Origin of the sequence: Pseudomonas sp. Hp2, from assembly GCF_006386585.1 — a bacterium.
Taxonomy (GTDB): domain Bacteria; phylum Pseudomonadota; class Gammaproteobacteria; order Xanthomonadales; family Xanthomonadaceae; genus Pseudomonas_S; species Pseudomonas_S boreopolis.
This window is the reverse complement of the sequence record NZ_VAHJ01000006.1, coordinates 176972-201592: the sequence shown is the minus strand read 5'-3', so window position 1 is coordinate 201592 and position 24621 is coordinate 176972. Positions and strand designations below refer to the sequence as shown.

General features: G+C 70.8%; 22 protein-coding genes. 8 read left to right on the top strand and 14 right to left on the bottom strand.

The annotated features are described in order from the left end of the window. Positions 1-25 precede the first annotated feature (25 nt). The 3 genes from FD678_RS17220 to FD678_RS17210 all read right to left on the bottom strand — a co-directional run bounded on the left by FD678_RS17220 (position 26) and on the right by FD678_RS17210 (position 3432). On the bottom strand, positions 26-457 hold the full coding sequence (locus FD678_RS17220; protein ID WP_140726720.1) for a YbaN family protein: 432 nt from the start codon (positions 455-457) through the stop codon (positions 26-28). Positions 458-490: 33 nt separating this feature from the next. Beyond that, positions 491-2656, bottom strand: coding sequence for a S9 family peptidase (locus FD678_RS17215; protein ID WP_140726717.1), 2166 nt, complete (start codon positions 2654-2656; stop codon positions 491-493). Between the two features lie 539 nt (positions 2657-3195). Next, on the bottom strand, positions 3196-3432 hold the full coding sequence (locus tag FD678_RS17210) for a DUF1653 domain-containing protein (RefSeq protein ID WP_140726714.1): 237 nt from the start codon (positions 3430-3432) through the stop codon (positions 3196-3198). 80 nt (positions 3433-3512) lie between these two features. On the opposite strand from FD678_RS17210, the gene FD678_RS17205 reads away from it, so the two are divergent. Then, positions 3513-4703: a pyridoxal phosphate-dependent aminotransferase gene (locus FD678_RS17205; RefSeq protein ID WP_140726710.1), complete on the top strand. Its 1191-nt coding sequence runs from the start codon at positions 3513-3515 to the stop codon at positions 4701-4703. Between the two features lie 53 nt (positions 4704-4756). Here the strand turns inward: FD678_RS17205 and FD678_RS17200 are convergent, their stop codons facing one another. Together FD678_RS17200 and FD678_RS17195 are read right to left on the bottom strand one after the other, a co-directional pair. Continuing rightward, positions 4757-6865 carry a prolyl oligopeptidase family serine peptidase gene (locus tag FD678_RS17200; protein ID WP_140726706.1) on the bottom strand — a complete coding sequence of 703 codons (2109 nt, stop codon included), beginning with the start codon at positions 6863-6865 and terminating at the stop codon, positions 4757-4759. Between the two features lie 70 nt (positions 6866-6935). Then, positions 6936-7247 carry a hypothetical protein gene (locus tag FD678_RS17195; protein WP_140726703.1) on the bottom strand — a complete coding sequence of 104 codons (312 nt, stop codon included), beginning with the start codon at positions 7245-7247 and terminating at the stop codon, positions 6936-6938. Between the two features lie 132 nt (positions 7248-7379). Between FD678_RS17195 and FD678_RS17190 the strand changes: the two genes are divergently transcribed. After that, complete coding sequence (locus tag FD678_RS17190; RefSeq protein ID WP_140726700.1) at positions 7380-7958, top strand: lipocalin family protein; 579 nt, start codon at positions 7380-7382, stop codon at positions 7956-7958. Positions 7959-8065: 107 nt separating this feature from the next. Here FD678_RS17190 and FD678_RS17185 read toward each other — a convergent pair whose 3' ends face one another. Then, positions 8066-9031, bottom strand: a complete 966-nt coding sequence (locus tag FD678_RS17185; protein ID WP_140726697.1) for a helix-turn-helix transcriptional regulator — start codon at positions 9029-9031, stop codon at positions 8066-8068. Between the two features lie 95 nt (positions 9032-9126). Here FD678_RS17185 and FD678_RS17180 point away from each other — a divergent pair, with 95 nt between their 5' ends. Together FD678_RS17180 and FD678_RS17175 are read left to right on the top strand one after the other, a co-directional pair. Beyond that, positions 9127-9744, top strand: coding sequence for a hypothetical protein (locus tag FD678_RS17180; protein ID WP_140726694.1), 618 nt, complete (start codon positions 9127-9129; stop codon positions 9742-9744). Between the two features lie 169 nt (positions 9745-9913). Further along, positions 9914-10714 carry a DUF481 domain-containing protein gene (locus tag FD678_RS17175; protein ID WP_140726691.1) on the top strand — a complete coding sequence of 267 codons (801 nt, stop codon included), beginning with the start codon at positions 9914-9916 and terminating at the stop codon, positions 10712-10714. 53 nt (positions 10715-10767) lie between these two features. Here FD678_RS17175 and hemC read toward each other — a convergent pair whose 3' ends face one another. The 5 genes from hemC to mdoH form a co-directional block, all read right to left on the bottom strand. Continuing rightward, positions 10768-11688, bottom strand: a complete 921-nt coding sequence (hemC, locus tag FD678_RS17170) for a hydroxymethylbilane synthase (protein ID WP_140726688.1) — start codon at positions 11686-11688, stop codon at positions 10768-10770. 24 nt (positions 11689-11712) lie between these two features. Continuing rightward, on the bottom strand, positions 11713-12438 hold the full coding sequence (locus tag FD678_RS17165; RefSeq protein WP_256661971.1) for a LytR/AlgR family response regulator transcription factor: 726 nt from the start codon (positions 12436-12438) through the stop codon (positions 11713-11715). Next, the gene (locus FD678_RS17160) at positions 12419-13501 is read right to left on the bottom strand and encodes a sensor histidine kinase (protein ID WP_140726682.1); all 1083 of its coding nucleotides are present in this window, start codon (positions 13499-13501) and stop codon (positions 12419-12421) included. The genes FD678_RS17165 and FD678_RS17160 overlap by 20 nt, the downstream gene beginning before the upstream one ends. 3 nt (positions 13502-13504) lie before the next feature. Then, the gene (locus tag FD678_RS17155; RefSeq protein WP_140726679.1) at positions 13505-14170 is read right to left on the bottom strand and encodes an alpha/beta hydrolase; all 666 of its coding nucleotides are present in this window, start codon (positions 14168-14170) and stop codon (positions 13505-13507) included. Between the two features lie 1016 nt (positions 14171-15186). Further along, positions 15187-17112, bottom strand: coding sequence for a glucans biosynthesis glucosyltransferase MdoH (mdoH, locus tag FD678_RS17150; RefSeq protein ID WP_140726676.1), 1926 nt, complete (start codon positions 17110-17112; stop codon positions 15187-15189). Between the two features lie 605 nt (positions 17113-17717). Here mdoH and FD678_RS17145 point away from each other — a divergent pair. Beyond that, on the top strand, positions 17718-18062 hold the full coding sequence (locus FD678_RS17145) for a VOC family protein (RefSeq protein WP_140726673.1): 345 nt from the start codon (positions 17718-17720) through the stop codon (positions 18060-18062). Between the two features lie 63 nt (positions 18063-18125). Here the strand turns inward: FD678_RS17145 and FD678_RS17140 are convergent, their stop codons facing one another. The 3 genes from FD678_RS17140 to FD678_RS17130 all read right to left on the bottom strand — a co-directional run bounded on the left by FD678_RS17140 (position 18126) and on the right by FD678_RS17130 (position 21076). Beyond that, positions 18126-19448, bottom strand: a complete 1323-nt coding sequence (locus FD678_RS17140; RefSeq protein WP_140726670.1) for a sensor histidine kinase — start codon at positions 19446-19448, stop codon at positions 18126-18128. Beyond that, positions 19445-20185 carry a response regulator gene (locus FD678_RS17135; protein ID WP_140726667.1) on the bottom strand — a complete coding sequence of 247 codons (741 nt, stop codon included), beginning with the start codon at positions 20183-20185 and terminating at the stop codon, positions 19445-19447. Before FD678_RS17135 ends, FD678_RS17140 begins: the two co-directional genes overlap by 4 nt. 96 nt (positions 20186-20281) lie before the next feature. Then, a complete protein-coding gene (locus FD678_RS17130; protein ID WP_140726662.1) occupies positions 20282-21076 on the bottom strand; it encodes an alpha/beta fold hydrolase in 795 nt (264 codons plus the stop codon). Positions 21077-21400: 324 nt separating this feature from the next. Here FD678_RS17130 and FD678_RS17125 point away from each other — a divergent pair, with 324 nt between their 5' ends. The 3 genes from FD678_RS17125 (at position 21401) to FD678_RS17115 (ending at position 24598) form a co-directional block, all read left to right on the top strand. Continuing rightward, complete coding sequence (locus FD678_RS17125) at positions 21401-22135, top strand: SDR family NAD(P)-dependent oxidoreductase (RefSeq protein ID WP_140726660.1); 735 nt, start codon at positions 21401-21403, stop codon at positions 22133-22135. Positions 22136-22205: 70 nt separating this feature from the next. Continuing rightward, on the top strand, positions 22206-23546 hold the full coding sequence (locus FD678_RS17120; protein WP_140726657.1) for an epoxide hydrolase family protein: 1341 nt from the start codon (positions 22206-22208) through the stop codon (positions 23544-23546). A 38-nt stretch (positions 23547-23584) separates the two neighbouring features. Beyond that, a complete protein-coding gene (locus FD678_RS17115) occupies positions 23585-24598 on the top strand; it encodes an alpha/beta fold hydrolase (protein ID WP_140726653.1) in 1014 nt (337 codons plus the stop codon). Positions 24599-24621: the final 23 nt, after the last annotated feature.

The following is a 24621-nucleotide window of genomic DNA, read 5'->3' as shown; positions in this document are numbered from 1 at the left end:
AGGCCGGCGCACGCTTCGCGGGCGGCTACGGCCCATCGCGCCTTGGCGGCTCGGGGCGCAGCCACAACCAGATCGCGACCACCGCCATCGGCCCGATCGACACCGCCCACACCCACGGCCTGCTCACGAACGCCAGCACGATGGCCGCGCACGCGGCCATCGCCAGCGAGGCCATCCACTTGCCGCGCCGGCTGACCGCGCCATGGTTCTCCCAGTCGAGGATCGCCGGGCCGAAGCGCGGGTGGGTGACCAGCCGGTGCCGCAGCTTCTCCGAGCCGCGGGTCGCGGCCCAGGCCGCGACCAGGATGAACACCGTCGTCGGCAGGCCCGGCACGAAGATGCCGACGATGCCGGTGCCCAGGCTGGCGTAGGCCAGCAACCACCAGGCCCAGCGGAAGCGCACCGGTCGCACCGCCGGAGGGCCGGGATCCGGGGCGGGAGATCCGGGATCGGTCATGTCCCTGGCGCCCTCACCCGCCCCTTGCCCAGGTCACGGCTCCTTGACTTCGAGCTGGTCGAGCACGAACGCATACGACTCGGCCAGCTCGCGATAACGGCGGAAACGGCCGGACTTGCCGCCATGGCCCGCCTCCATGTTGGTGCGGAACACGATCGGCCGCTCGCCGGTGTTGTCGTCGCGCAGCTTCGCCACCCACTTGGCCGGCTCCCAGTACTGCACCTGCGAATCCCACAGGCCGGTGCCGACGAACAGCGCCGGATAGGCCTGGCGACGCACGTTGTCGTAGGGCGAATAGCCGAGCATGTAGTCGTAGAACGGCTTCTGCTCGGGATTGCCCCACTCGTCGTATTCGTTGGTGGTGAGCGGGATGCTGGGATCGAGCATGGTCGTCACCACGTCCACGAACGGCACCTGCGCGACCATCACCCGGTAGTCCTGCGGCGCCATGTTCGCCACCGCGCCCATCAGCAGGCCGCCGGCGCTGCCGCCCATCGCCGCGACCCGGCCCGGCGCCGCGTAGCCCTGCTTCACCAGCGCCTCGGTGACGTCGATGAAGTCGGTGAAGGTGTTCTTCTTGTGCAGCAGCTTGCCGTCGTCGTACCACTGCCGGCCCATCTCCTGGCCGCCGCGGATGTGCGCGATCGCATAGACCACGCCGCGGTCGAGCAGGCTCACCGCCGGCAGGTTGAAGGCCGGATCGGACGAGATGCCGTAGCTGCCGTAGGAATACTGGTACAGCGCGGCGGTACCGTCCTTCTTGAAGCCTTTCCTGTAGACCAGCGACACCGGCACCTTGGCGCCGTCGCGCGCGGTCACCCAGACGCGCTCGGTGACGTACCGCGACGGGTCGTAGCCGATCACCGGCTGCTGCTTGAGCAGGCGGCGCTCGCCGGTGGCGACGTTCAGTTCATAGGTCGTGGCCGGCGTGGTCAGCGAGGTGTAGCCGTAGCGCAGCCAGGGCGTGTCCGGCTCGGCGTTGGTCGACAGCCCCATCGAATAGGCCGGCTCGTCGGCCTTGACGTACTCGTGGCTGCCGTCGGCCTTGAGCAGGCGCACCCGCTCCAGCCCCTGCGAACGCTCCTCGATCGCGGTGAAGCCGTCGAACAGCGCGTAGCCCTCGATGAACACCGCGTCGTCGTGCGCGACCCAGTCCTTCCACTGCTTGCGCGAGGTGCCGTCGCTCGGCGCGGTGACCAGCTTGAAGTTCTTCGCGCCATCGGCGTTGGTGCGGATCACCCAGCGCCCGTCGAAATGGTCGGCGCCGTACTCGACGTCGCGCTCGCGCGGCGCCAGCACCACGAAGGCCCGCGGATCCGACGCCGGCGCATAGCGCAGCTCCGAGGAGACCGTGCTGTCCAGCTCGATGGTGATGTACTTGTCGTCGCGGGTGCGGCCGACGCCCATGTAGAAGCTGTCGTCGTCTTCCTCGTACACCAGCGCGTCGTCCTTGGCCGGCGTGCCGAGCACGTGCTTCTTCACCCGCACCGTCAGCAGCGTCTCCGGGTCGTTCTCGACGTAGAACAGGGTCTTGTTGTCGTCGGCCCAGACCAGGTTGGGCGACACGCCGCGGATCTCGTCCGGATAGACCTCGCCGGTTTCCAGGTTCTTGAAGCGGACCGTGTACTGGCGGCGGCCGACGTCGTCCTCCGCCCAGGCCAGGATGCGGTTGTCGCGGCTCACCTCGGCATCGCCGACGCTGAAATAACCCTTGCCCTCGGCCATCGCGTTGACGTCCAGCAGCACCTGCTCGCTGGCGAAATCGCCGGCGGCATTGGCCTGCTGGATCGAGAGGGCATCCACGCCGGTGCCGTCCTTGCGGCGCGCCTGGACCGGGTAATCCTTGCCCTTCTCGAAGCGGGTGTAGTACCACCAGCCGCGCTCGCGGTACGGCACGCTGGCGTCGTCCTGTTTGATGCGCGCGACGATCTCCTCGTAGAGCTTGTCTTCCAGCGGCTTGAGCGGGGCCATCACCTGGTCGGTGTAGGCGTTCTCGGCCTCCAGGTAGGCCAGCATCGCCTTGTCCTTGCGGGTGTCGTCGCGCAGCCAGTAGTAGTCGTCCTGGCGGGTCGCGCCGAACGGCGCCTTGACGACGTGCGGACGCTTCTCGGCATCCGGCGGGGTAAGGGCAGCGGCAGCGGCGGAACTGGCGGGAAGGCTCATCAGGCTGGCGATCAAGAGCGGAAGGGCGTTTCTCATGTTGGGGATTCCCTGGACGAACGCAATGGCGTCCCTGCCCGCCCAGTCTGTCCACAGGCTCGGCCCAGGAGCAAGTACCGCAAGTACCGGGCGCGCCCACCCCACGGAGCCCCAAGCCACCGGCATTTCGGCCGGCAGCGCCCGCTTTTGCCCTCGTCTTGGTTTTTCGCTTCTCCGGGCCCCATTCGCAGCGGCGGAGCCAGCGGAAAACCCGAAGGGCGACGTACATGCCGGAGCGCAGCGCAAAGACCCGGGGCGTGCTTGATCAGCCGTCCGGCTGCTGCGAAGCGCTTCTTCTGGTTACTTTTCTTTATGCGGCACATCCATGTGCCGCACTCTTCGGCTCCGCCGTGCGGCGCCGCTTCCGCGGCGCGCGTGCACGAGCAAAGAAATTGATTCGCCCGCAAGGCCGAAAGCTCCCTGCTTCTAGAGCCGCTCAAACAACACCGGCAAAGCCCGTCGGGACTGGCGTGGAAGTCCTTCCACGGGAGCCTCGCCCGGGACGCGATACCCGCGCCGCAGGCGTCGTTATCAATCGCCTAATCCACCCCGATCGGCGCGAACCGACGGACCGAACGGCCATCGACCAAGACTTCCTCGCAGAACATCGCATACGGGCGCACCCACAACCCGCCCTCGCCATAAAGCGCGCGATAGACCACGACCGGTTCCAGCGTCTCGCTATGCCGCGCAACCGCCACCACGTCGTATTCGTTGCCCTTGTAGTGGCGATAACGGCCAGGCTTCAGCGGCGGAAGCGGAGGGAGATCGGACATGGACGCGGACCGGCATCGTTTCGGCGCACGAGTATGCGGCATCCGCGCGGCCGGAGCGCCAAGTGGCCTAACATCCGCACATGGACATCCGCACCGCACCGCTGCCCGGCTACAGCCGGCGCAGCCAAGAGATCGCCCCCTTCCACGTGATGTCGCTGCTGGCGCGCGCGCAAGCGCTGGAAGCCGCCGGCCACGACGTCATCCACCTGGAGATCGGCGAGCCCGACTTCACCACCGCCGCGCCCATCATCGCCGCCGGGCAGGCCGCGCTCGCCGCCGGGCACACCCGCTACACGGCCGCACGCGGCCTGCCGGCGCTGCGCGAAGCGATCGCCGGCTTCTACGCCACGCGCTACGGCGTGTCGATCGATCCCGAACGCATCCTGGTCACGCCCGGCGGCTCCGGCGCGCTGCTGCTGGCTTCCAGCCTGCTGGTCGACCCCGGCCGGCACTGGCTGCTGGCCGATCCGGGCTATCCCTGCAACCGCCACTTCCTGCGCCTGGTCGAAGGCGCCGCGCAGCTGGTGCCGGTCGGCCCGGACAGCGACTACCAGCTCACGCCCGAACTCATCGCCCGGCACTGGAACGCCGGCAGCGTCGGCGCGCTGGCCGCCTCGCCGGCCAATCCCACCGGCAGCGTGCTTTCGCGCGACCAGTTGGCGGCGCTGTCGCAGGCCCTGCGGGCGCGCGGCGGGCACCTGGTGGTCGACGAGATCTACCACGGCCTGACCTACGGCATGGACGCGCCGAGCGTGCTGGAAGTGGACGACGACGCCTTCGTGCTGAACAGTTTCTCCAAGTACTTCGGCATGACCGGATGGCGGCTGGGCTGGCTGGTCGCGCCGCCGGCCGCGGTGCCCGAACTGGAAAAGCTGGCGCAGAACCTGTACATCAGCGCGCCGTCGGTCGCCCAGCATGCGGCGCTGGCCTGCTTCGCGCCGGACACCATCGCGATATTCGAGGCCCGCCGCCACGAGTTCCGGCAACGCCGCGACTACCTGCTGCCGGCGCTGCGGGCGCTCGGCTTCCGCATCGAGGCCGAACCCCAGGGCGCGTTCTACCTCTACGCCGACGTCGGCGGCTTCACCGACGACGCCCAGGCGTTCTGCGCGCATTTCCTCGAAACCGAGCACGTGGCGTTCACCCCGGGCCTGGATTTCGGCCACCATCGCGCGAACCAGCACGTGCGCATCGCCTATACCCAGGCCTTGCCGCGGCTGCAGGAAGCGGTGGAACGGATCCGGCGCGGGCTGGCGCGCTGGCCGGGCTGAAACGCACGGGGCCGGCGATCCGCCGGCCCCGTGCGTTCGGGCATGGCGACCGCTTACTTCGCCAGCCGCTCCCACAGGAAGCTGTACGCCAGCGCCGACATGTGCGCGGCCTGCGCGTTGTCGGCCGCGCCGCCGTGGCCGCCCTCGACGTTCTCGTAGTAGGTCACGTCCTTGCCGGCATCGATCATCTTCGCCGCCATCTTGCGGGCATGGCCCGGGTGCACGCGGTCGTCGCGCGTGGAGGTCAGGAAGATCACCGGCGGATAGGTCTTGCCGGGATCGAACAGGTGGTACGGCGAGAACGTCTTGATGAACGCCCAGTCGGCCGTGTCCGGATCGCCGTATTCGGCCATCCACGAGGCGCCGGCCAGCAGGTGGCTGTAGCGCTTCATGTCGAGCAGCGGCACCTGCACGACGACCGCGCCGAACAGTTCCGGGTACTGGGTCAGCATGTTGCCGGTCATCAGCCCGCCATTGCTGCCGCCCTGCACGCCCAGGTGCCGGGGCGAGGTGATCTTGCGCGCGGCCAGGTCCTTGGCGACCGCGGCCATGTCCTCGTAGGCCTTGTGGCGGTTCTGCTTCAGCGCGGCCTGGTGCCAGCGCGGGCCGTACTCGCCGCCGCCGCGGATGTTGGCGACCGCGTAGACGCCGCCCTTCTCCAGCCAGGCCCGGCCGAGCCCGCCGGAGTAGCTCGGGGTCAGCGAGATCTCGAAGCCGCCGTAGCCGTACAGCAGCGTCGGCGCGGTGCCGTCGAACTTCAGGTCCTTGGGGCGCACCAGGAAGTACGGCACGCGCGTGCCGTCCAGGCTGGTGGCGAAGTGCTGCTCGATCGCGTCCTTGCTGGCGTCGAAGAACGCCGGCATGGTCTTCAGCGTCTCCGGCGCCTTGCCGATCTCGGCCAGCGCGAGCGTGGTCGGCGTCAGGTAGTCGGTGACGGTGAGCCAGACCGCATCGGATTCGTCGCTGTCCACCGCGCCGACCTGCACGGTGCCGAACTCGGGGGCGCCGGCGAAGGCGCTCTTCTTCCAGCGGTCCCTGGACGCGCCCTGCGCGTCGCCGGGCGTGAGCACGCTCAGGCGGCTCTTGACGTCCTCCAGCACGTTCAGCACCAGGTGGTGCCGGGTCCAGCTGAAGCTCGCCAGCGAGGTGGTGTCGGTCGGCTCGAACAGCACGTCGAACTCGCGCTTGCCGGCCATGAAGTCGTCGAACTTCGCCGCCAGCAGCGAACCGGCCTTGTAGGTCTTGCCGCCGACCGTCCACGGCTCGCGCAGTTCCAGCGTCAGCCACTCGCGCTTGACGCTCTTGTTGGCCGAGTTCGGCGCATCGACCTTGGCCAGCGTGCCGTCCGCTTTGCGCAGGTAGAGCTCGTCGTTGTAGAAGGCCAGCGTACGGCTGACGAAATCGCGCTCGAAGCCCGGCGTGTCGTCGTGCATCGCCGCGATGTACATGTCGGTCGGCTTGCCCTCGTACACGACCGCGGCCGAATCCAGCGGCGTGCCGCGCTTCCAGCGCTTGACGATGCGCGGGTAGCCGGAGCTGGTCATCGAGCCGTCGCCGAAGTCGGTATAGACGTAGACGGTGTCCTGGTCGATCCAGCCCAGCCCGCCCTTGGCCTCGGGACGGAAGAAGCCGTCCTTGACCCACTGCTTGCTGGCCAGGTCGAACTCGCGGGTCACGTCGGCATCGGCGCCGCCGCGCGAGAGCGCGATCAGGCAGCGCTGGTACTTCGGGCGCAGGCAGTCGGCGCCGTGCCAGACCCAGTTCTCGCCCTCGGCCTTGTTCAACGCGTCCAGGTCCAGCACCGTTTCCCACTGCGGATCGGCCTTGCGGTATTCGGCCAGCGTGGTGCGGCGCCACAGCCCGCGCGGGTGCTGCTTGTCCTTCCAGAAGTTGTAGTAGTACTCGCCGATCTTCTGCACGCCGGGGATCTTGGCGTCCGAGTCCAGCACCTCGCGGATGCTCGATTCCATCTGCTTGAACGCCGGGGTGCTGGCCAGGCGGGCCTCGGTCCGGGCGTTCTGGGCCTTGACCCATTCCAGCGGCTTCTCGCCGGTGACGTCCTCGAGCCAGGCATAACGGTCGTTCTGCACGGCATCCTCCGCGGCGACGGCTCCGGTGGTGATCAGGCCTGCCACCAGGCAGGCCGAGGCGAGTTTCGACATTGACGCTCCAAAGGCGGACTACAAACTGTGGACGCTAGCACAGCCCCCGGAGACGGCCTTATGCCGAAGGTCAGGCCGTGCGGGCGGAAACCGGCTGGACCGTCCGGCGCCGCCAGCGCCGGGCCTGGGGCGCGCGCCGGCGGCGCTCCGGCGCGCGCAGGATCGTCCGCCCCAAGCGCGGCAGCGGGAACCCGTACAGGGCCCACCAGGCCATGCACGGCATGCCGACCAGCCACAACGGCAGCCAGCCCAACCATAGGGCGTGGCCCCGCGCGGCCGGCCAGACCATCACCAGGGCCAGGCCGGCCAGGGCGAGCTGGCGCACGGGGCGCAGTACGCGCGGATCGGGGCGACGGGCCGGGGAACGGGGCGTGGAACGCATCGCAGGTCTCCAGGGTGAACGTGGGGATCACCTTCCCCCATCGCCATCTCACCGATTGCGACCTACCATTGCCATGAACTTCACTCCTGCACCGTATAAGGTGCGGGCCTACCGTTCCAACCGACCTTCGCGATGCGCCTGACCGCCCGGATTGCCCTAGCACTGTTGTTCGCCGTCATCGCTCTGCCCCAGGCGCAGGCGCAGGAAACCCCGTCTTCCTCCGAACAGGCGCCGCTGGACCTGCAGAAGCTGATGGGCACCTGGTACGTGATCGCCCGCACCCCCAATCCGCTCGAGCGCGGGCACGTCGCCAGCCGCGACGAGTACACCCTGCGCGAGGACGGCAAGGTCGGGATCCGCTATGTCTACCGCGAGGGATTCGGCGAGCCGGAAAAGGAAACCCGCGCGCGCGCCTCGGTCGCCGAGGGCAGCGGCAACCGCGACTGGCGGGTATGGTTCTACCGGATCGTCCCGACCCGCCAGCGCATCCTGGAAGTGGCGCCGGACTACTCGTGGATGCTGCTGTCCTGGCCGGGCCGCGACCTGGCCTGGGTCTTCGCCCGCTCGCCGGACATGGGCACCGAGCAGTACCGGCAGCTGGTCGCCAAGCTGCGCGACGAATACGGCATCTACACCGACAAGCTGCAGCGCGTGCCGCAGCGCCCGGACCAGATCGACAAGCTCGGCTTCGCCGCGCCCAAGAAGCTCTGAAGCCTCGCCCGCCGGGGCGGGCGAGCGCGGGCGGGGGACTAGGACGCTGGCGGACCCGCGGGTCGCGAGCAACACGCCCCTCCCCGAGGGGGCGACAACACCCTTCCCTATTCGTAATTGCTCAACGCCAGCTGCAGCAACGCCTTGGCCTGCTCGCGCAACGACTTGGGCTCGACGATCTCCGCGTCCGAGCCGTAGTGCAGCACGTCCATCAGCAGCTCGCGCGAGACGCTGTACGGCACCTTCAGCTCGTAGCGGCCGTCGGGCAGGAAGCGCCCCTGCTGCTTGGAATGCCAGTGCTCGTCGGCCACCCAGCGCGCGGCCTTGGCGCTGAACACGATGGTCGCCCAGCCCTTGGGCGCGCCGGAGAAGATGCCGTAGCTGGCCGCCAGTTGCTCGTCCAGTTCGCTGTCGGGCACGTCGCGCGCGGGCGCATCGAGCAGCCGCGCATGGTGGATGCGGTCCACGGCGAAGCTGCGCACGCCCTCGCGTCCGTGGTCCCAGGCGTCCAGGTACCAGTTGTCGCGGTAATGGGTGATCCGCTGCGGCGAGACGGTGCGCTTGGTCGCCTCGTCGGTCGAGCGCGCCCGGTAGTCGAAGCTGAGCTGCTTGCGCTCGAGCACCGCCGAGGCGACGGTACGGAAGCTGGCCTCGTCGAGCTTGCGGCCGCGGTGCGGCACCACCCGTACCCGCTCCACCGGCCAGCTGGAAACCCCGGCCTGCGCGGCCAGCAACGATTCGATGCGCTGCTGCAACGGCGCCAGCATCGAGGACAGCACCCCGCCGCCGGTGCGCGCGAGCAGCTGCTGGGAAGCCAGCAGCGCGTGCAGTTCCTCGGAGCTGAGCCACAGCCCCGGCAGCTCGAAACGGTCGCTCTCGGCGGCGGCATAGCGGAAGCCGGCCTCGCCGTCGCCCTCCACCGGCGCCATCAGCGCATCGCGCAGGAAGGCCAGGTCGCGGTAGACGGTGGCGCGGGAACAGCCGAGTTCCTCCTGCAACCGCGCCACCGTGATGGGGTAGCGGGCCGCCTTGAGGTGGCGGTGCAGTGCGTTGATGCGTTCGTAGCGGTCCATGCGCCGATTATGTCCGACTCGTGCGGCAATGGCGTGGCCGGAGCGGCCGATAGCTTCGGCTATCCTGGGCCGCCCCGCCCCCGTCGTGCCCGACCATGCCGATCGCCCGCCCCGCCATCTTGCTCCTGTGCCTGGCCCTGGCCGCCTGCTCCCGGGCGCCGCAGTCCGGCGCGCCGTCCGCCGCGCTGCCGGCGGCCGCGGTCGAGCGGAACGCGGCCGATGCGGTGCTCGCCTCGATGGACCGCTTCCTCGCCGCGCGCAGCTTCCACGCCAGCATGCGCCTGGACGGCGGGCCGCAGCCGGTCCGCAGCGAGATGGATTTCGTCGCGCCCGACCGCTACCGGCTGCAGCTGCCGCAGGGCACCCAGACGATCATCGGCAACACCCTGTACCTGGAAGCCGGCGGCAAGCGCCAGACCTTGCCGCTGCCGGAAGGCACGCTCGCGCAATGGCGCAACCCGTTGAACCTGGACGAACGCCGCGACGGGCTGAAGGCGACGGCGCTGGGAGAGGACCGCATCGGCGGGCAGCCCGCGCGCAAGTACCGGATCGAGCAGGCCGATGCCGGCCAGCCGGGCATGCTCTACTGGATCGGGAACGACGGCCGGCCGCTGCGCATCGTGCAGGCCGGACAGACCGGGCAACATGCCTATACGGTCACGATCGACTACTCGCGCTTCGACGATCCGGGCATCGCGATCGCCGCGCCGTGAGCGTGCGCGATCTCCCCGAGCCATGCGGCGCCAGCGCATTCATCATGCCTTGCCGGCCGAACGGCGCGTGAAAACCCGCGGTTCGTGCCGCGGGAGCGGCATGAAGGTTCCGTTATGATGCAAACGCTTCCACATTCTCGTTCCTGAACCGCTCGGGGGAAATCTCGCCATGTCACGTCGCGTTCCGCTGTCCGTCCTTTCGTTGCTGCTCGTCGCGCCGGCCGCCTGGTCGCAGGTCGTGGCACCGGCGACGCCTACGGATCCGGCCGCGGCGGTGATGCCTTCCCCCTGGAGCGGCAGCAGCGGCGAACTCGGCTACGCCTCCGCGCACGGCAACAGCACCACCGACAGCCTCAACGGCCGCATCAAGCTGCGCTACACCGACGGCGACTGGATCCACAGCTTCGACGCCACCGCGCTGCGCTCCAGCGCCGAGTACACCACCACCAACGACGACGGCAGCGTCACCCGCAACCGCCAGACCACCGCCGAACGCTATACCGCCGCCGCCGGCAGCGCGCTGCAGCTGGGCGAGCACCGCCAGCTCACCGCCAGCGGCCGCTACGAACACGACGACTTCGCCACCTACGATCGGCTGGCCACCTTCGGCATCGGCTACGGCACCCGCCTGATCGACCGCGAGCGCTTCTACCTGGACGCGCAGCTCGGCCCGGGCGTGCGCCGCGCGCACAACCGCGAGGACGACCGCGAGGAAACCGGCCTGATCGGGCGCGGCCTGTTCGACCTCAAGTACGCCATCACCGACAACACCGACCTGACCAACACCTTGCTGGTCGAGTCCGGCAGCTACAACTCCTACGCGCAGAACGACTTCGGCGTGCAGGTGGCCATGAACTCGCATTTCGCGCTGAAGGCCGCATGGCAGATGCGCCACAACAGCCACGTCAACGACGACGACAAGAAGACCGACACGCTGACCACGGTCAACCTGGTCTATACGTTCAAGTAGGCCCCGGATCCGCGGGCGGCCCGTCCACCCGCCCGTCCACCCGCCCGGCCGGCTCAGTCCGCCGGCGGGCTCCCGCCGAGGAGATCGCCGGCCCCCGCGGCCAGCAGCTGCCGCGCGACCTCGCGACCGAGCCGTTCCGGATCGAGCCCCAGCCCCTCGGCGCGCACCAGCGTGCCATCGGTCGCGTCCCCGACCAGGCCGTGCAGGCGCAATCCGTCCGCATCCGCCTGCGCGAACGCCGCCACCGGCACGTGGCAGCTGCCGTGCAGGGCGAGGTTCATCGCCCGCTCGGCCTCCACGCACAGGCGCGTGCCGGCGTCGTCGAGCACCGCCAGCAGCGCCCCGACCTGCGCATCGTCGCCGCGGCATTCCACCGCGATCGCGCCCTGCGCGGGCGCCGGCAACCACGCCGGCGGCGCCAGCCGGGCGCTGATGCGCTGCCCCAGACCGAGGCGCTGCAGGCCGGCGCAGGCCAGCACGATCGCGTCGTAGCTGCCGTCGTCGAGCCTGGCCAGGCGGGTGTTGACGTTGCCGCGCAGGTCCAGCAGCCGCAGGTCCGGGCGCAGCGCCCGCAACTGCGCCTGGCGCCGCAGCGAGGACGTGCCCACGCGCGCGCCGGGCGGCAACGCCTCCAGCGAGTCGTGGCGATTGGAGACCAGCGCATCGGCCGGATCGGCGCGTTCCAGGATCGCCGGCAGCGCGAACGGCGCTTCCAGCTCCATCGGCACGTCCTTCAGCGAATGCACCGCGCAATCGGCCTCGCCGCGCAGCATGGCCAGCTCCAGTTCCTTCAGGAACAGCCCCTTGCCGCCGATCGCGGCCAGCGAACGGTCCAGCACCTCGTCGCCGCGCGTGCTCATCGGCACCAGCACGACCTCCAGGCCGGGGTGATGGAGCCGCAGCCGGGCGGCGACATGCTCGCTCTGCCACAGGGCGAGCGGGCTCTTGCGGGTGGCGATGCGCAGGATGCTCATCCGCGCATTATCGCCGAGCGCGGCCTAGACGTAGCGCAGCTGCTCGCGCAGGACGGCCACGCAGCGCCGGCTCACTTCCAGCGGCTGCGCGACGTTGCGCAGCACCGCGTGGGTCTGCCCGTCCGCGCCGCGCCGCAGTTCCACCAGTTCGCTGCGCGCCACCAGGCAGTTGCGGTGGATGCGCACCAGCCGCTCGTGGAACTCGTCCTCCAGCGCCTTGAGCGACTCCTCGATCAGGTCCTCGCCGCGGGCGTGGTGGACGACGACGTATTTCTCCTCGGCCTGCAGGTAGCGGATGTCCTCGACCGGGATCAGGCGCAGGCTGCCGCGCAGGCGCGCGCACAACTGGGTGCGCGGCCGCGCCGGGCCCGCCGGCGGCGGGGAAGGTTCGCGCCCGGCCAGGAAGGTGCCGGCGCGGTCCAGCGCCGCCGCCAGCCGCTCCGGGCGCACCGGCTTCATCAGGTAGTCGATCGCCGCCGCGTCGAACGCCGACAGCGCATGCTCGTCGTAGGCCGTGCAGAACACCACCGCCGGCCGCGGCTGGACGCCGAGCAGGCCATGCGCGGCCTGCAATCCGTCCAGCCCGGGCATGGCGATGTCGAGCAGGACCAGGTCCGGCCGCTGCTGCTCGCACAGCCGCAGCGCCTGGTCGCCGTTCTCCGCCTCGCCGACGACCTGGACCCGGGCATGCGCCGCCAGCAGCGAGCGCAAGCGTTCGCGCGCCAACGGTTCATCGTCCGCGATCAGCACCCTCAACGGTTTCCCCTCGTTTCAGCGGCAACACGATCTCGCAGGCATAGTAGCCGTCGGTCCAGCCGGCCGTCATCCTCGCCAGCGGCCCGAACCGGTAGGCCAGGCGGTGCGCGATGCTGGCCTGCGCGTGCCCGGCTCCCTGGGTCAGCGCCGGCGGCTCCTGCGGCGGGGGCGCGGGATTGACGATGCCCACGTACAGGCGCTCGTCCGCCGCGCGCAGGCGCAGGCTCACCGTCCCGCCCTCGGGCAACCGCGAAATGCCGTGCAGGACCGCGTTCTCCACCAGCGGCTGCAGCACCAGCCGCGGCATCGCCAGCGACCACGGCAGCGGCTCCTCGCGCTGCCAGTCCACCGCCAGGCGCCCGCCCAAGCGCAGCGATTCGATCGCCAGGTAGCGCTCGGCCAGCTCGCATTCCGCGCGCAGCGTGGAGTTGCCCTCGCCGGCGCCCAGCGCGGCGCGGAACAGGTCGGACAGGTCGAGCACCGCCTGCTCGGCCACCTCCGGGTCGCGGCGCAGCAGGCCGGCGATGAGGTTCATGCTGTTGAACAGGAAATGCGGGCGGATCCGCGCCTGCAGCGCGTCCGCCTCGGCGCGCGCGATCGCCTGGAGCTGCGCCACCGAACGGTCGCTGACGTAGAAGTGGCGCAGGGCCAGCGCCACGATCAACATCACCGTGGAGGCGCTGCCGACGACGAAGCGCGCCAGCCCGACCTGCGCTCCCAGCGGCGCCTGCCCGACCGCGCTGTAGAGCGCATGCACGACGCCGGCCGCGAGCATCGCGACCAGCCCGGCCATCGCCACCGCCAGCAGGGCGCCCAGGCGCTGCGGCAGCGAGGACAGCCAACGCCGCGACAGGCACAGCAACGCGGCCACGACCAGCGCCAGCCAGAGCGCGAACCCGCTGGCGGACAGGAACCGCCCGATCGTCCAAACGCGCGCGCCATCCGGCACCAGCGCCACCACCAGTACCACCAGTTCGGCCAGTCCCAGCATCGCCGCGATGCGCGGCAACCGGCACAGGTCCGGCATCCACGGCTGCGGGTTGGCCGGCACGGACATCGGCTATGCGGCGGCGAAGCGCCGCTCCATCCAATCGCCGAGGGCCCCGATCTCCTCGGCGCAGACCTGGTGGGCCATCGGGTAGTCGTGCCACTCCACCTCGAACCCCAGCGCGCGCAGCGCCGCCACGCTCCGTTCGGCATGGGGGTAGGCCACCACCGGATCGCCCTTGCCGTGCGCCATGAACACCGGCTGGCGCTCGCTCCCCGGCACCCGCCACTTGGCCGCGCCGGCGGCATCGGGAAGATAGGTCGACAATGCGATCAGGCCGGCCAACGGCGTCGTCCGGCGCAGCCCGGCCGCGAGCGTCACCGCGCCGCCCTGCGAGAATCCCGCCAACAGCAGCCGCTCCGGCGGAACGCCGCGCTCCTGCTCGCGCGCGATCAACGCCTCCACCTGCGCCACGGACTCGTCGATGCCCTTCGCGTCGGCGCGCGTGGCGAAATCCATGCCCACGATGTCGTACCAGCCGCGCATCCGCACGCCGTTGTTGATCGTGATCGGCCGCACCGGCGCGTGCGGGAACACGAACCGCAGCGCCGGCCACTGCGGCCGCACCAGCTCCGGCACCAGGGGCGCGAAATCGTATCCATCGGCACCCAGGCCATGCAGCCACACCACGCTCCACGCCGGCGCAGGCCCGGTCTCGCGCTCAAGCACTTCCAGCATTCGGATTTCCCGGAGATCAACCAGGCCGGATTATGCCTGTGACCGAGAGGGAGGTTCATTCCGGCCTGTCATTGGCCCGCCCAGACGGGATGCTGAGGGTATTGCTGTTGCTCGTGATTTTGCGCGAGATGGGCAGCACCTCCTCGCGCGGCGGCGCGCCAACCTCCATGGCCTACGAATATCACTGCGGCGCGGCCCCTCCGAAGCGGCGGAGACGGCGGGAAAAACCCCGCAGGGGCGACGTGCATGGGCTCGCCGGAAAAAGGCGAAGCACTGCTTCGCCCCGGCGGGCGGGCATTCGCCGCGCGGCGAATGCCCCGGACTCGGCCGCGTAGCGGACGAGCACGTCGTTTTTCGCCGGGGCAGGGCTCGCCGGAAAAAGGCGAAGCACCGCTTCGCCCCGGCGGGCGGGCATTCACCGCGCGGCGAATGCCCCGGACTCGGCCGCGTAGCGGACGAGCCCCGTCGAAAAATCCCACCGGCTCCGCGGACCCGCAGCGCAGCTGCGGGCGCGAAGGCGGGGTGTGCTTGATCAGCCGTTCGGCTGCTGTGAAGCGCTTCTTTTGGTTACTTTTCTTTGCACAAGCAAAGAAAAGTGACTCGCCGAAGGCGAAAGCTTTGGCCTTTATTGCTATTGCCAAAGGCTCCAAGAGCCAAAGCAACGTCCATGGATCCCCGCCTTCGCGGGGATGACGTTAGTAAAGAGCGCGAGGCTTCGCCCGTACCCCTCATCCGCCCCTCCGGGGCACCTCGCTTCGCGCCCCGGCCTGGCGTAGCGCACCAGGCGTTCAGGCGTATGCGAACCCATGGTTCGCATGCAACACGCCTTCACCCCGCAGGGAGAAGGGAACAGTCGCTAGATCTTCGATCCCCGGCCATCGAGCATAGCCTGATCACGCTTAGTGCCGCGCGAGCCAGTGGCTCGCAAGCAGCAAGCCCTTCGCGGGGACGACGGTACATGACGGGTCGAACTATCGAGAAATCCCCGGTTCAACCGGGACGCCCGACTCCCCCCCTTAAAACAACGGCGGCAACCGAGCAGCCTCCCTGCGCAGCTCCGTCGCCCGCACCAGCACCTTCGGCGGCGCCGTCTCCTCCGGGATCCGGAACACCCCCCAGCGCGACAGCGCGTCGCCGACGCTGCGCAACGACGTCAGCGCCACCACCGGGATCGACAGCACCATGCCGATGATCACCGGCGCCATCCACGCCGCCAGCGCCGGCGAGACCTCGTAGGCCATCCACCCGACCATCAGGCCGAACAGGGTCAGCCCGCCATAGCTCTGCACCAGCGCCGGCCAGGAAATCTTGCCGTCGTCGCGCTGCTGCGCATCCCAGCCGGAGTCCTTGCCGGCCAGCACCTCGGCGACGCCGCGCGACTGCCGGTACATCACCACCGGCGCCATCAACGCCGCGAGCAAGGTCTCGATCAGGATGCTCAGCAGCGCGCGCACCGCGCCGCCGCAGGCGCGGCGCTCGTTGCGGTCGACCAGCAGGGCCAGGTAGCCCAGCACCTTGGGCGAGAGCAGCACCGCCATGGTGAACACGAACACCCACATCACGCCGCCGTCGCCGCGCGAATGCCAGTAGCGCAGCGGCGAGAACGGCAGTTCGGCGGTGAGGTCGAGGGCGCCCTGTCCCAGCAGCGGGATCGCGATGCCGATCAGCATCAGCATCGCCCACATCGGCGCGGTGAAGTAGTGGCCGATGCCGATCATCATGTGCATGCGGCTGACCCAGTGCAGGCCCGGCGCGGCGACGATCTTGGCGTGCTGCAGGTTGCCCTGGCACCAGCGGCGGTCGCGGATCAGCAGGTCGGTCAGCGTCGGCGGGCCCTCCTCGTAGCTGCCGGACAGGTACGGCACCATGTGCGTGGCCCAGCCGCCCCGGCGCATCAGCGCGGCCTCGACGAAGTCGTGGCTGAGCACGTGCCCGCCGAACGGCCGCCGCCCCGGCAGCGCCGGCAGGCCCGCGTTCTCGGCGAACGCCTGGGTGCGGATCACGGCGTTGTGGCCCCAGTAGTTGCTCTCGGCGCCGTGCCACCAGGCCACGCCGTAGGCCACCACAGGCCCGTACACGCGCCCGGAGAACTGCTGCATGCGCGCGAACAGGGTGCGTCCGTTGACCACCTCGGGCAGGGTCTGGATCAGGCCGACGTCCGGGTTGCGCTCCATGCCGTCCACCAGCCGCACGATGGTGTCGCCGGTCATCAGGCTGTCCGCGTCGAGGATCAGCATCTGCGGATAGGCCGCGCCGAAGCGGCGCACCCAGTCGGCGATGTTGCCGGCCTTGCGCCCGCCGTTGTCCGCGCGGCGCCGGTAGAAGATGCGGCCGTGGCCGCCGACCGCGTCGCACAGCTCGGCGTAGACCTGCTCCTCGGCGCGCCCGATCGGCTCCTTGGTGGTATCGCTGAGCACGAAGAAATCGAAGCGGTCGAGCTGCCCGGTGTCCGCCACCGACTCGTAGATCGCCCGCAGGCCGGCGAGCAGGCGGCGCGGGTCCTCGTTGTAGGTCGGCATCAGCAGCGCGGTGCGCGTGCGCAGCCGCGGCAACGGCGCGTCGGGATCGATGCCGAGCTTGCGGCCGGCCCCGACCACCACGGTGACGAAGCCCGCCAGCGCGCTGGCGAAGGACATCGCGATCCAGGCGAACAGCGGCACGAACAACACCAGCAGGCAGGCCTCGAGCACGTTGATGCCGCCGGGCCACATCACGTTGAGCATCATCCAGCTGGCCACGGCGGTCATCGCCGCGGTGCCGCCGACCAGGTAGAAGCGGCGCAGCGCCATGCCCGGCGGCGAGGTGCGCTGGTGCGGCACCCGCAGCTCGCCCTCGCGCAGCGATTGTTCCGGCATCTCCAGCGGCGCTTCCGACGGAAGCACCGCACGCCCGGCATCGAGGCGCCGGGGCTCGGCCGTTGCCGACGGGCTCGCCTGTTCCATCACGGCACTCCTCCAATCACGGCAGGTGCCAGCATCGCACCGTCGCCGGCAGGCCGCCAGGCGCGCGGGACATGCCGGCATGGCAGGCCGGCCCGGACAGACGCTTCACCACTTCGACGCACACATGCTCCTCGAGCGCGACACGGAATCGCCGCCCATCCTAAGTACTCGATCGTAAGACGGACGCGAAACGCCGCGCCGCCGCCGCGGAGCTCCCCTCCCCGGCGCTCCGCGCGGCAGACTACGCCCGATTGCCCAAACGCTGCCCCAACGCGGCGATGGCGGCATCCGCGGCGCGCCCGACAATGCCGGCGGAGCCCGCCGGAGCCGGGGCGCGGCCGGGCGGGCGGATCGCCGCACCGGACCAGGAACCGCGTGCGATGGTCTCGCGCACGCGCAGCGGCACGGGTCCGAGCTGCCCGCGGCAAGCGCACCCAGGCCCGGCCGCAGCGCGCGCGGCATCGCCCCGCGTCGCCTGCCCCGCCGTGCCGGTTGCCGGCTTCGCGCGGCTGTCCCATCCTTCGCGAACGATGCCGTGCCGTCGCCGCCGGAAGCCCGCCCATGCGGCCGCATCCCGCCCGACGACGCAAGCGGAGGCAAGCAAGATGAAGGTCCAGTATCTCGAGATCGTGACGAACGACGTGGACGGGGTATGCGCCGCCTATGCCGCCGCACACAAGGTGCGGTTCGGCGAGCCGGATGCGGGATTGGGCCATGCGCGCACCGCCGCATTGGCCGATGGCGGGCTCGTGGGCGTGCGTGCGCCCCTGCGCGAGACCGAGCTGCCGGTGGTGCGCCCCTACTGGCGGGTGGACGATATCGAAGCGGCGGTCGCCGCCGTGGCCGGAGCCGGCGGCGTGATCGCGCATTCCCCGATGGAAATCCCCGGGCACGGCACCTTCGCCATCTATCTCCTGGGCGGCAACGACCACGGCCTGTGGCAGTGCTAGCCGGCGATCGCGGAGCCGGCCTGCCCTTGCACCAGACCGCCGGAGGACGGCGGGCGTCGCCGCTCAGGCCTTCAGCACCAGCATCGCCCGCAGGCCGCCGCCCTCGCGGTTGGCCAGCCGCAGCTCGCCACCGAGCGCCTGCGTCAACTGCTGCGCGATGGCCAGGCCCAGGCCGGTTCCACCGTGCGCGCGGCAACGCGAAGGCTCCAGGCGGTGGAACGGCTGCAGCACCGCTTCCAGTTGGTCGTCCGGGATCCCGGGGCCGCGGTCCAGCACCTCGATGCGGATCCGTCCGCCGGCCTCAACGCGCAAGGCGGTCTCCGCGCTGCCGGCGTAGGCCAGCGCGTTGTCGATCAGGTTCTGCACCACGCGGCGCAGGACCTGGGGATGGGTCTGCAGCGAGGCGCTCGCGCCCTGGGCGCAGCGCACCGGCTTGCCCACGTCCTGGTAGTCGCCCGCCACGCTCTCGAGGAACGCCTGCAGATCCAGCCGCACCGCCGGCCCCATCGCGACGTTGGCGCTGCGCGCGTAGTTCACTCCTTCGCGCACCAGTTGGCCGAGCTGGGCGACGTCCTCGAGCAGGCGCGCCTGCACCGGCCCTTCGTCCATCGCCTCCACCCGCAGCCGCAGGCGCGTGATCGGGGTCTGCAGGTCGTGCGAGATCGCCGCCAGGATCTGCATGCGCTCGGCCACGTGCGCGGCCACCCGCGCCCGCAGCGTGTTGAGCGCCCTGGCCGCCTTGACCACCTCGGACGGTCCTTCCTGCGGCAATGGCGTCCCCGGCGCGGCCGGGTCGAGCCGCTCGGCGGCGTCGGCCAGTTGCACCAACGGGCGCGTGGCCAGGCGCACCGCCAGCCACGCGCACGCCAGCAGCAGCGCGACCTGCGCGGCGAGCACCCACGGCAGCCAGCGCGCGAGCGGCATCAGCGAGGGCGTGACCTCGATGGTCAACGGCTGGCCGTCGGACAGCGTCAGTTCGACTTCGTAGCGTTCCGGCGAGGCGGACACGGCCCGCGGCCGCAGCGCGTAACGGTGGTCCAGCGACGCATCGATCAGGCCGGTCACCTGGCGCGAGCGGTCGCTGGCCAGGACGGTACCGGGCTGGGCCGGGCGCAGCAGGTAGCGGTAGGTGCGCCGCTCCAGCCGCGGCAGCCACTGCTGCCGTTCGGCCGGGGACAGCCGTTCCAGCAAGGCGACGCTGAGCGGGATGTCCTGTTCCAGGTTGGTCAGCATCATCGAGCGCGTGGCCACGGCACGCTCGTAGAACAGCAGCGCGAACGAGAGGGCGTGCGCCAGCAGCAAGCCCGTCGCCAGGATCAGCACCAGGCGCGCGCCCAGGGTGCGCGGCAGCCAGCGCCGGCCGTTCGCGGGCGCGATCGCGCTCATGCCGTCTCGCCGACCAGCACGACCGGCTGGCTGAAGACATAGCCCTCGCTGCGCACGGTCTTGATGTAGGCCTGCTCGCGCGCGCCGTCGCCCAATCGCTGGCGCAGGCGGCTGACCAGCAGGTCGATGGAGCGGTCGAACACCTCCGCATCGCGGCCCTGGGTCAGGTTGAGCAGCTGGTCGCGGCTGAGCACGCGCTGCGGGTGGTCGATGAACACGCGCAGCAGGCGGAACTCCGCGCCGCTGAGCGGATAGGCGGTGCCGTCCTCGTCCAGCAGGTGGCGCGCGGCGGTGTCCAGCCGCCAGCGGCCGAAGCCGATCAGGCGCGCCGCCTCGCTCACCTGCAGGTTGGGCGGCAACATGCGCGTGCGCCGGATCACCGCGTTGATGCGCGCCAGCAGTTCGCGCGAGGAGAACGGCTTGATGACGTAGTCGTCGGCGCCCATCTCCAGGCCGATGATGCGATCGGTCTCGTCGTCGCGCGCGGTCAGCATCACCACCGGCACCGCCCGGTGCTTGCCTGCGCGCAGGTTGCGGCACAGCGACAGTCCGTCCTCGCCGGGCATCATCACGTCCAGCACGACCAGGTCGATGTCGCTGGTCTCCAGCGTCGCCCGCATTTCGCGCCCGTCCGCCGCCAGGCTCACCCGCAGCCCGTTCTTGCGCAGGTAGTCGCCGACCATCTGGCGGATATCGCGGTCGTCGTCGACGACCAGGACGTGATCGGTATGGGACATCGTGTCTTCTCCGGGAGCGGGGCGCACGGACCGGGGCCGGCCCGTGCGCGATGTTAGCGCCAAGCCGGGCGGCGCCCGGCACCTTGCGCAGGCGCGTCAACCGCCCTCGCGGCTTGGCGCATGGCCGGCCGGCGCCAGGCCGCTGGCTTCCAGGATCGCATCGCCGACCTCGCGCGGCGCCGACAACGGCGAGACGTGGCTGGCGGCGACCGTACGCCGGTGCGCGCCGATGCGCTGCGCGGTGGCCGCCTGCAGCTCGGGCGACAGCATGCGGTCGTTCTGCGAGACCACGTACCAGCTGGGATGCGTCCGCCAGGCCGCGGCACCGACCGGCTCGGACAACGCCGCGGCCTTCAGCGGCAGCTGGTGCGCGAAGACCTCCCGGAGCTCGGAGGGCCCGAGGTCCTGCGCGAAATCGGCGGCCACCGTGGCCTGCGACAGCGACAGGAACCCGTCGCGCTCCTGCAACCGCTGCAATCCCGGCGCGACCGGGAACCGCTCGCCCTGCTGCGCCGACGTTTCGCCGGCGTCCGGGGCGAAGGCGGCCACGTAGACCAGCGCGCTCACCTTGGGGTCGTTGCCGGCCTCGGTGATCACCGTGCCGCCCCAGGAATGGCCGACCAGCACCACCTTGCCCGGCGCGGCGGCGATGGCGCGCTTCGTCGCGGCGACGTCGTCGGCGAGCGAGGTCAGCGGATTGTCGACCGCGACCGTGGGCACCCCCTGCATGCGCAAGCGCGCCCTCACCTTGTCCCAGCTGGAGGCATCGGCGAACGCGCCGTGCACCAGGACCACGGTGGGAACGTCGGCCGGGGCGTGCGGCGCCCGCGCCTGCGCGGCGGGGACCAGGGCGGCGGCGGCGCAGGCCGCCAGGATGATGGGACGCAACATGGCTGGACTCCTCGTTTCGGGGAACCCATTGCAGCGCCGCGCTGTATCCGGGCCGTGTCGCCCTGGCGCCACTTCGTAACGGATCGCGTCGGCGGCCGCGCCGCATACGTTGCGATACATATCCGCGCCTTCGCGCACGGCGAGGCACTGCGTGCCGGCGCCGGCCTGCCGGCCGGTTTGTATCCGTGTGTATCGGGCACCCGTTCCGCGGCATTCGCTGACAAATCGCTCGCCGCCCGGACACGCGGGAGATACGCCGGGCGCCTGGAATGGCGACCACGCCAACGGAGCCCCGCTGGCACGACCCGCCGAAAGGACCTGCCCATGCACACCGATACTCCCCCTCCCGTCGCGCTGGTATTCGGCGGCTCGCGCGGCATCGGCGCCGCGATCGCCCGGCGCCTGGCGCGCGAAGGCCACGCCGTCGCGCTCACCTACGTTTCGCGTCCCGACAAGGCCGCCGAGGTGGTGGCCGCGATCCAGGCCGAGGGCGGCCGGGCCATCGCGATCCACGCCGACAGCGCCGACGCGACGGCGATCGCCGCCGCCGTCGGGCAAGCCACCCAGGCGTTCGGCCCGCTGCAGGTGGCCGTGGCCAATGCCGGCCTGTACCAGGGCAGCCCGCTCGACCAGTTCCCGCTCGACACGTTCGACCGGATGCTGGCGGTGAACGTGCGCGGCGTATTCCTGGCCATCCAGGCCGCGGCCGCGCACATGCGCGACGGCGGACGCATCGTCACCATCGGCAGCAACACCGCCGTGCGCGGCGGCATCGTCGGCAGCAGCGTCTACGCGATGACCAAGTCGGCCGTGGCCACGCTGGTGCGCGAGCTGGCGCTGGACCTGGCGCCGCGCCGCATCACGATCAACAACGTGCAGCCCGGCCCGATCGCGACCGACATCACCGCCGACATCCTCGACATGGTCGTGGAACGCAGCCCCGCCAAGCGCGTGGGCAAGCCGGAGGAAGTGGCCGCCCTGGTCGCCTACCTGGTCGGCGGCGAAGCCGGCTACATGACCGGCGCCAGCCTGACCCTCGACGGCGGCTGGGCGATCTGACGCCGCTCGCGTCCGCCCTCTCCCCCCATCCCACCGGGCGCGGCTCGCGCCCGTCCACCAGGAGAACACCATGTCCAGGCCGCACCCGCAGGACAACATCGATCTTCCGCGCCGCCGTTTGCTTGGGGTGGCCGCGCTGGCGGCCGCCGGCGCCGGCCTGCCGGCCCTGCCCGCCGCCCGAGCCGCGAACGCGCCGGCAAGCGATGCGCCCATCGCCGCTGCGCACGACGACGCGATCCGCCCGTTCCAGGTGCACGTACCGGCGCGCGACCTCGCCGACCTGCGCCGCCGCGTGCGGGAGGCGCGCTGGCCCGACCGCGAACTCGTCGCCGACGATTCGCAAGGGCTGCAGCTGGCCAGGCTGCAGTCGCTGGCGGGCTACTGGGCCACGGGCTACGACTGGCGCCGGCTCGAGGCGCGCCTCAACGCTTTGCCGCAGTTCGTCACGACCATCGATGGCGTGGACATCCATTTCATCCACGTGCGCTCGCCGCACCGCGGCGCGTTGCCGGTGCTCCTCACCCATGGCTGGCCCGGCTCCATCCTTGAGTTCGTCGGCGCGATCGGGCCGCTGACCGATCCCACCGCCTTCGGCGGCCGTGCCGAGGACGCGTTCGACGTCGTCATCCCGTCCATTCCGGGCTACGGCTTTTCCGGCATTCCCACCGACCTGGGCTGGGGACCGGAACGCGTGGGCCGGGCCTGGGATGTGCTGATGAAGCGGCTGGGCTATGCCCGCTACGTCTCGCAAGGCGGCGACCACGGCTCGGTCATCTCCGATGCGATGGGCCGGCAGGCGCCCGCCGGCCTGGTCGGCATCCACCTCACCATGCCTGCGACCGTCCCGGGCGAGCTGGCCGCCGCGATCAACGCCGGCACGCCGGCGCCCGCCGGGCTGTCGGGCGAGGAACGCGCCGCGTTCGACACGTTGAGCCGCTTCTTCGGCCGCAATGCCGCCTACGGCGCGATGATGGTCACCCGCCCGCAGACGATCGGCTACGCGATGGACGATTCGCCGGTCGGCCTGGCGGCATGGATGTACGACAAGATCGCGCAGTGGACCGATGGCGCGCCGGAGGAAGTGCTCGGCCGCGACGCCGTCCTCGACGACATCAGCCTGTACTGGCTCACCGGCACCGCCACCGCGGCCGGCCGCTTCTACTGGGAAAACAACAACAACAACTTCAGCGCCGCCGCGCAGAAGACCACGCAGATCGCCGTGCCGGTCGCCGTGTCCGTGTTCCCCGGCGAGATCTATCGCGCGCCCCGCAGCTGGACCGAGCGCGCCTACCCGACGCTTTACTACTTCAACCAGGCCCCCAAGGGCGGCCACTTCGCCGCCTGGGAACAGCCGTACCTGTTCGCCGCCGAACTGCGCTCGGCCCTGCGCCCGTTGCGCGCGGCGCGCTGACGCCAGCCGCTGCCATCCCGTCCCCGAGGAGAACGATCATGCAACCACGCCGCGGCACGCCCGCCCGCTCCACCACCCTGGCCCGGATCCTGCTCGCCGCCCAGCTGCTGCTGGCCGGCGCGGCAGCCGCCGCCCCTTCCACCGGCCCCGCGCCGGCCCTGGTCGCCGACAAGCACGTGGTGGCCGGCGACCTGGAGATCGGGTACGCCGAACTGGGCCCTCGCGACGGCGAGCCCGTGATCCTGCTGCACGGCTGGCCGTACGACATCAACAGCTATGCCGAGGTCGCGCCGCTGCTGGCCGCCAAGGGATACCGCGTGATCGTGCCGCACCTGCGCGGCTACGGCAGCACGCGCTTTCTTTCCCCCGCCACGCCGCGCAACGGCGAGCCGGCCGCGCTCGCCTCCGACGTGGTCGCGCTGATGGATGCGCTGGGGATCCAGCGCGCGACGCTCGCCGGCTACGACTGGGGCGCGCGCTCGGCCGACATCGTCGCGGCGCTGTGGCCGCAACGCGTCAAGGCGCTGGTGTCGGTGAGCGGCTACCTGATCGGCAGCCAGGAGGCCGGGCGCAAGCCGTTGCCGCCGCCGGCCGAACTGCAATGGTGGTACCAGTTCTACTTCGCCACCGACCGCGGCCGCGACGGCTATGCGCAATACACGCACGCCTTCGCCCGCCAGATATGGCAGCTGGCCTCGCCGCAATGGAAGTTCGACGATGCCACGTTCGAGCGCAGCGCCGCGGCGCTCGACAATCCCGACCACGTCGCCATCGTCGTCCACAACTACCGCTGGCGCCTGGGACTGGCCGAGGGCGAGCCGAAGTACGCCGCGCTGGAACGGCGCCTCGCCCAGGGCCCCTCGATCAGCGTGCCGACCATCACCATCGAGGGCGACGCCAACGGCGCACCGCATCCCCTGCCCGCGTCCTATGCCGCCAAGTTCACTGGCAAGTACGAGCACCGCACCTTCGGCGGCGGCATCGGCCACAACCCGCCGCAGGAAGCGCCGCGGGAGTTCGCGCGCGCCGTCGTCGACGCCAGCCGCATGTGAGCGGCACGACAAGGAGAAACGCG

Excerpts from the sequence above, each read along its gene's own strand:
- FD678_RS17115 (WP_140726653.1), top strand. The coding sequence starts at position 23,585 with ATGCAACCACGCCGCGGCACGCCCGCCCGCTCCACCACCCTGGCCCGG.
- FD678_RS17145 (WP_140726673.1), top strand. The coding sequence starts at position 17,718 with ATGAAGGTCCAGTATCTCGAGATCGTGACGAACGACGTGGACGGGGTA.
- FD678_RS17220 (WP_140726720.1), bottom strand. The coding sequence starts at position 457 with ATGACCGATCCCGGATCTCCCGCCCCGGATCCCGGCCCTCCGGCGGTG.
- FD678_RS17205 (WP_140726710.1), top strand. The coding sequence starts at position 3,513 with ATGGACATCCGCACCGCACCGCTGCCCGGCTACAGCCGGCGCAGCCAA.
- FD678_RS17125 (WP_140726660.1), top strand. The coding sequence starts at position 21,401 with ATGCACACCGATACTCCCCCTCCCGTCGCGCTGGTATTCGGCGGCTCG.
- FD678_RS17190 (WP_140726700.1), top strand. The coding sequence starts at position 7,380 with ATGCGCCTGACCGCCCGGATTGCCCTAGCACTGTTGTTCGCCGTCATC.
- mdoH (WP_140726676.1), bottom strand. The coding sequence starts at position 17,112 with ATGGAACAGGCGAGCCCGTCGGCAACGGCCGAGCCCCGGCGCCTCGAT.
- FD678_RS17185 (WP_140726697.1), bottom strand. The coding sequence starts at position 9,031 with ATGGACCGCTACGAACGCATCAACGCACTGCACCGCCACCTCAAGGCG.
- FD678_RS17120 (WP_140726657.1), top strand. The coding sequence starts at position 22,206 with ATGTCCAGGCCGCACCCGCAGGACAACATCGATCTTCCGCGCCGCCGT.
- FD678_RS17140 (WP_140726670.1), bottom strand. The coding sequence starts at position 19,448 with ATGAGCGCGATCGCGCCCGCGAACGGCCGGCGCTGGCTGCCGCGCACC.
- FD678_RS17155 (WP_140726679.1), bottom strand. The coding sequence starts at position 14,170 with ATGCTGGAAGTGCTTGAGCGCGAGACCGGGCCTGCGCCGGCGTGGAGC.
- FD678_RS17215 (WP_140726717.1), bottom strand. The coding sequence starts at position 2,656 with ATGAGAAACGCCCTTCCGCTCTTGATCGCCAGCCTGATGAGCCTTCCC.
- FD678_RS17175 (WP_140726691.1), top strand. The coding sequence starts at position 9,914 with ATGTCACGTCGCGTTCCGCTGTCCGTCCTTTCGTTGCTGCTCGTCGCG.
- FD678_RS17180 (WP_140726694.1), top strand. The coding sequence starts at position 9,127 with ATGCCGATCGCCCGCCCCGCCATCTTGCTCCTGTGCCTGGCCCTGGCC.
- hemC (WP_140726688.1), bottom strand. The coding sequence starts at position 11,688 with ATGAGCATCCTGCGCATCGCCACCCGCAAGAGCCCGCTCGCCCTGTGG.
- FD678_RS17130 (WP_140726662.1), bottom strand. The coding sequence starts at position 21,076 with ATGTTGCGTCCCATCATCCTGGCGGCCTGCGCCGCCGCCGCCCTGGTC.
- FD678_RS17135 (WP_140726667.1), bottom strand. The coding sequence starts at position 20,185 with ATGTCCCATACCGATCACGTCCTGGTCGTCGACGACGACCGCGATATC.
- FD678_RS17195 (WP_140726703.1), bottom strand. The coding sequence starts at position 7,247 with ATGCGTTCCACGCCCCGTTCCCCGGCCCGTCGCCCCGATCCGCGCGTA.
- FD678_RS17210 (WP_140726714.1), bottom strand. The coding sequence starts at position 3,432 with ATGTCCGATCTCCCTCCGCTTCCGCCGCTGAAGCCTGGCCGTTATCGC.
- FD678_RS17200 (WP_140726706.1), bottom strand. The coding sequence starts at position 6,865 with ATGTCGAAACTCGCCTCGGCCTGCCTGGTGGCAGGCCTGATCACCACC.
- FD678_RS17160 (WP_140726682.1), bottom strand. The coding sequence starts at position 13,501 with ATGTCCGTGCCGGCCAACCCGCAGCCGTGGATGCCGGACCTGTGCCGG.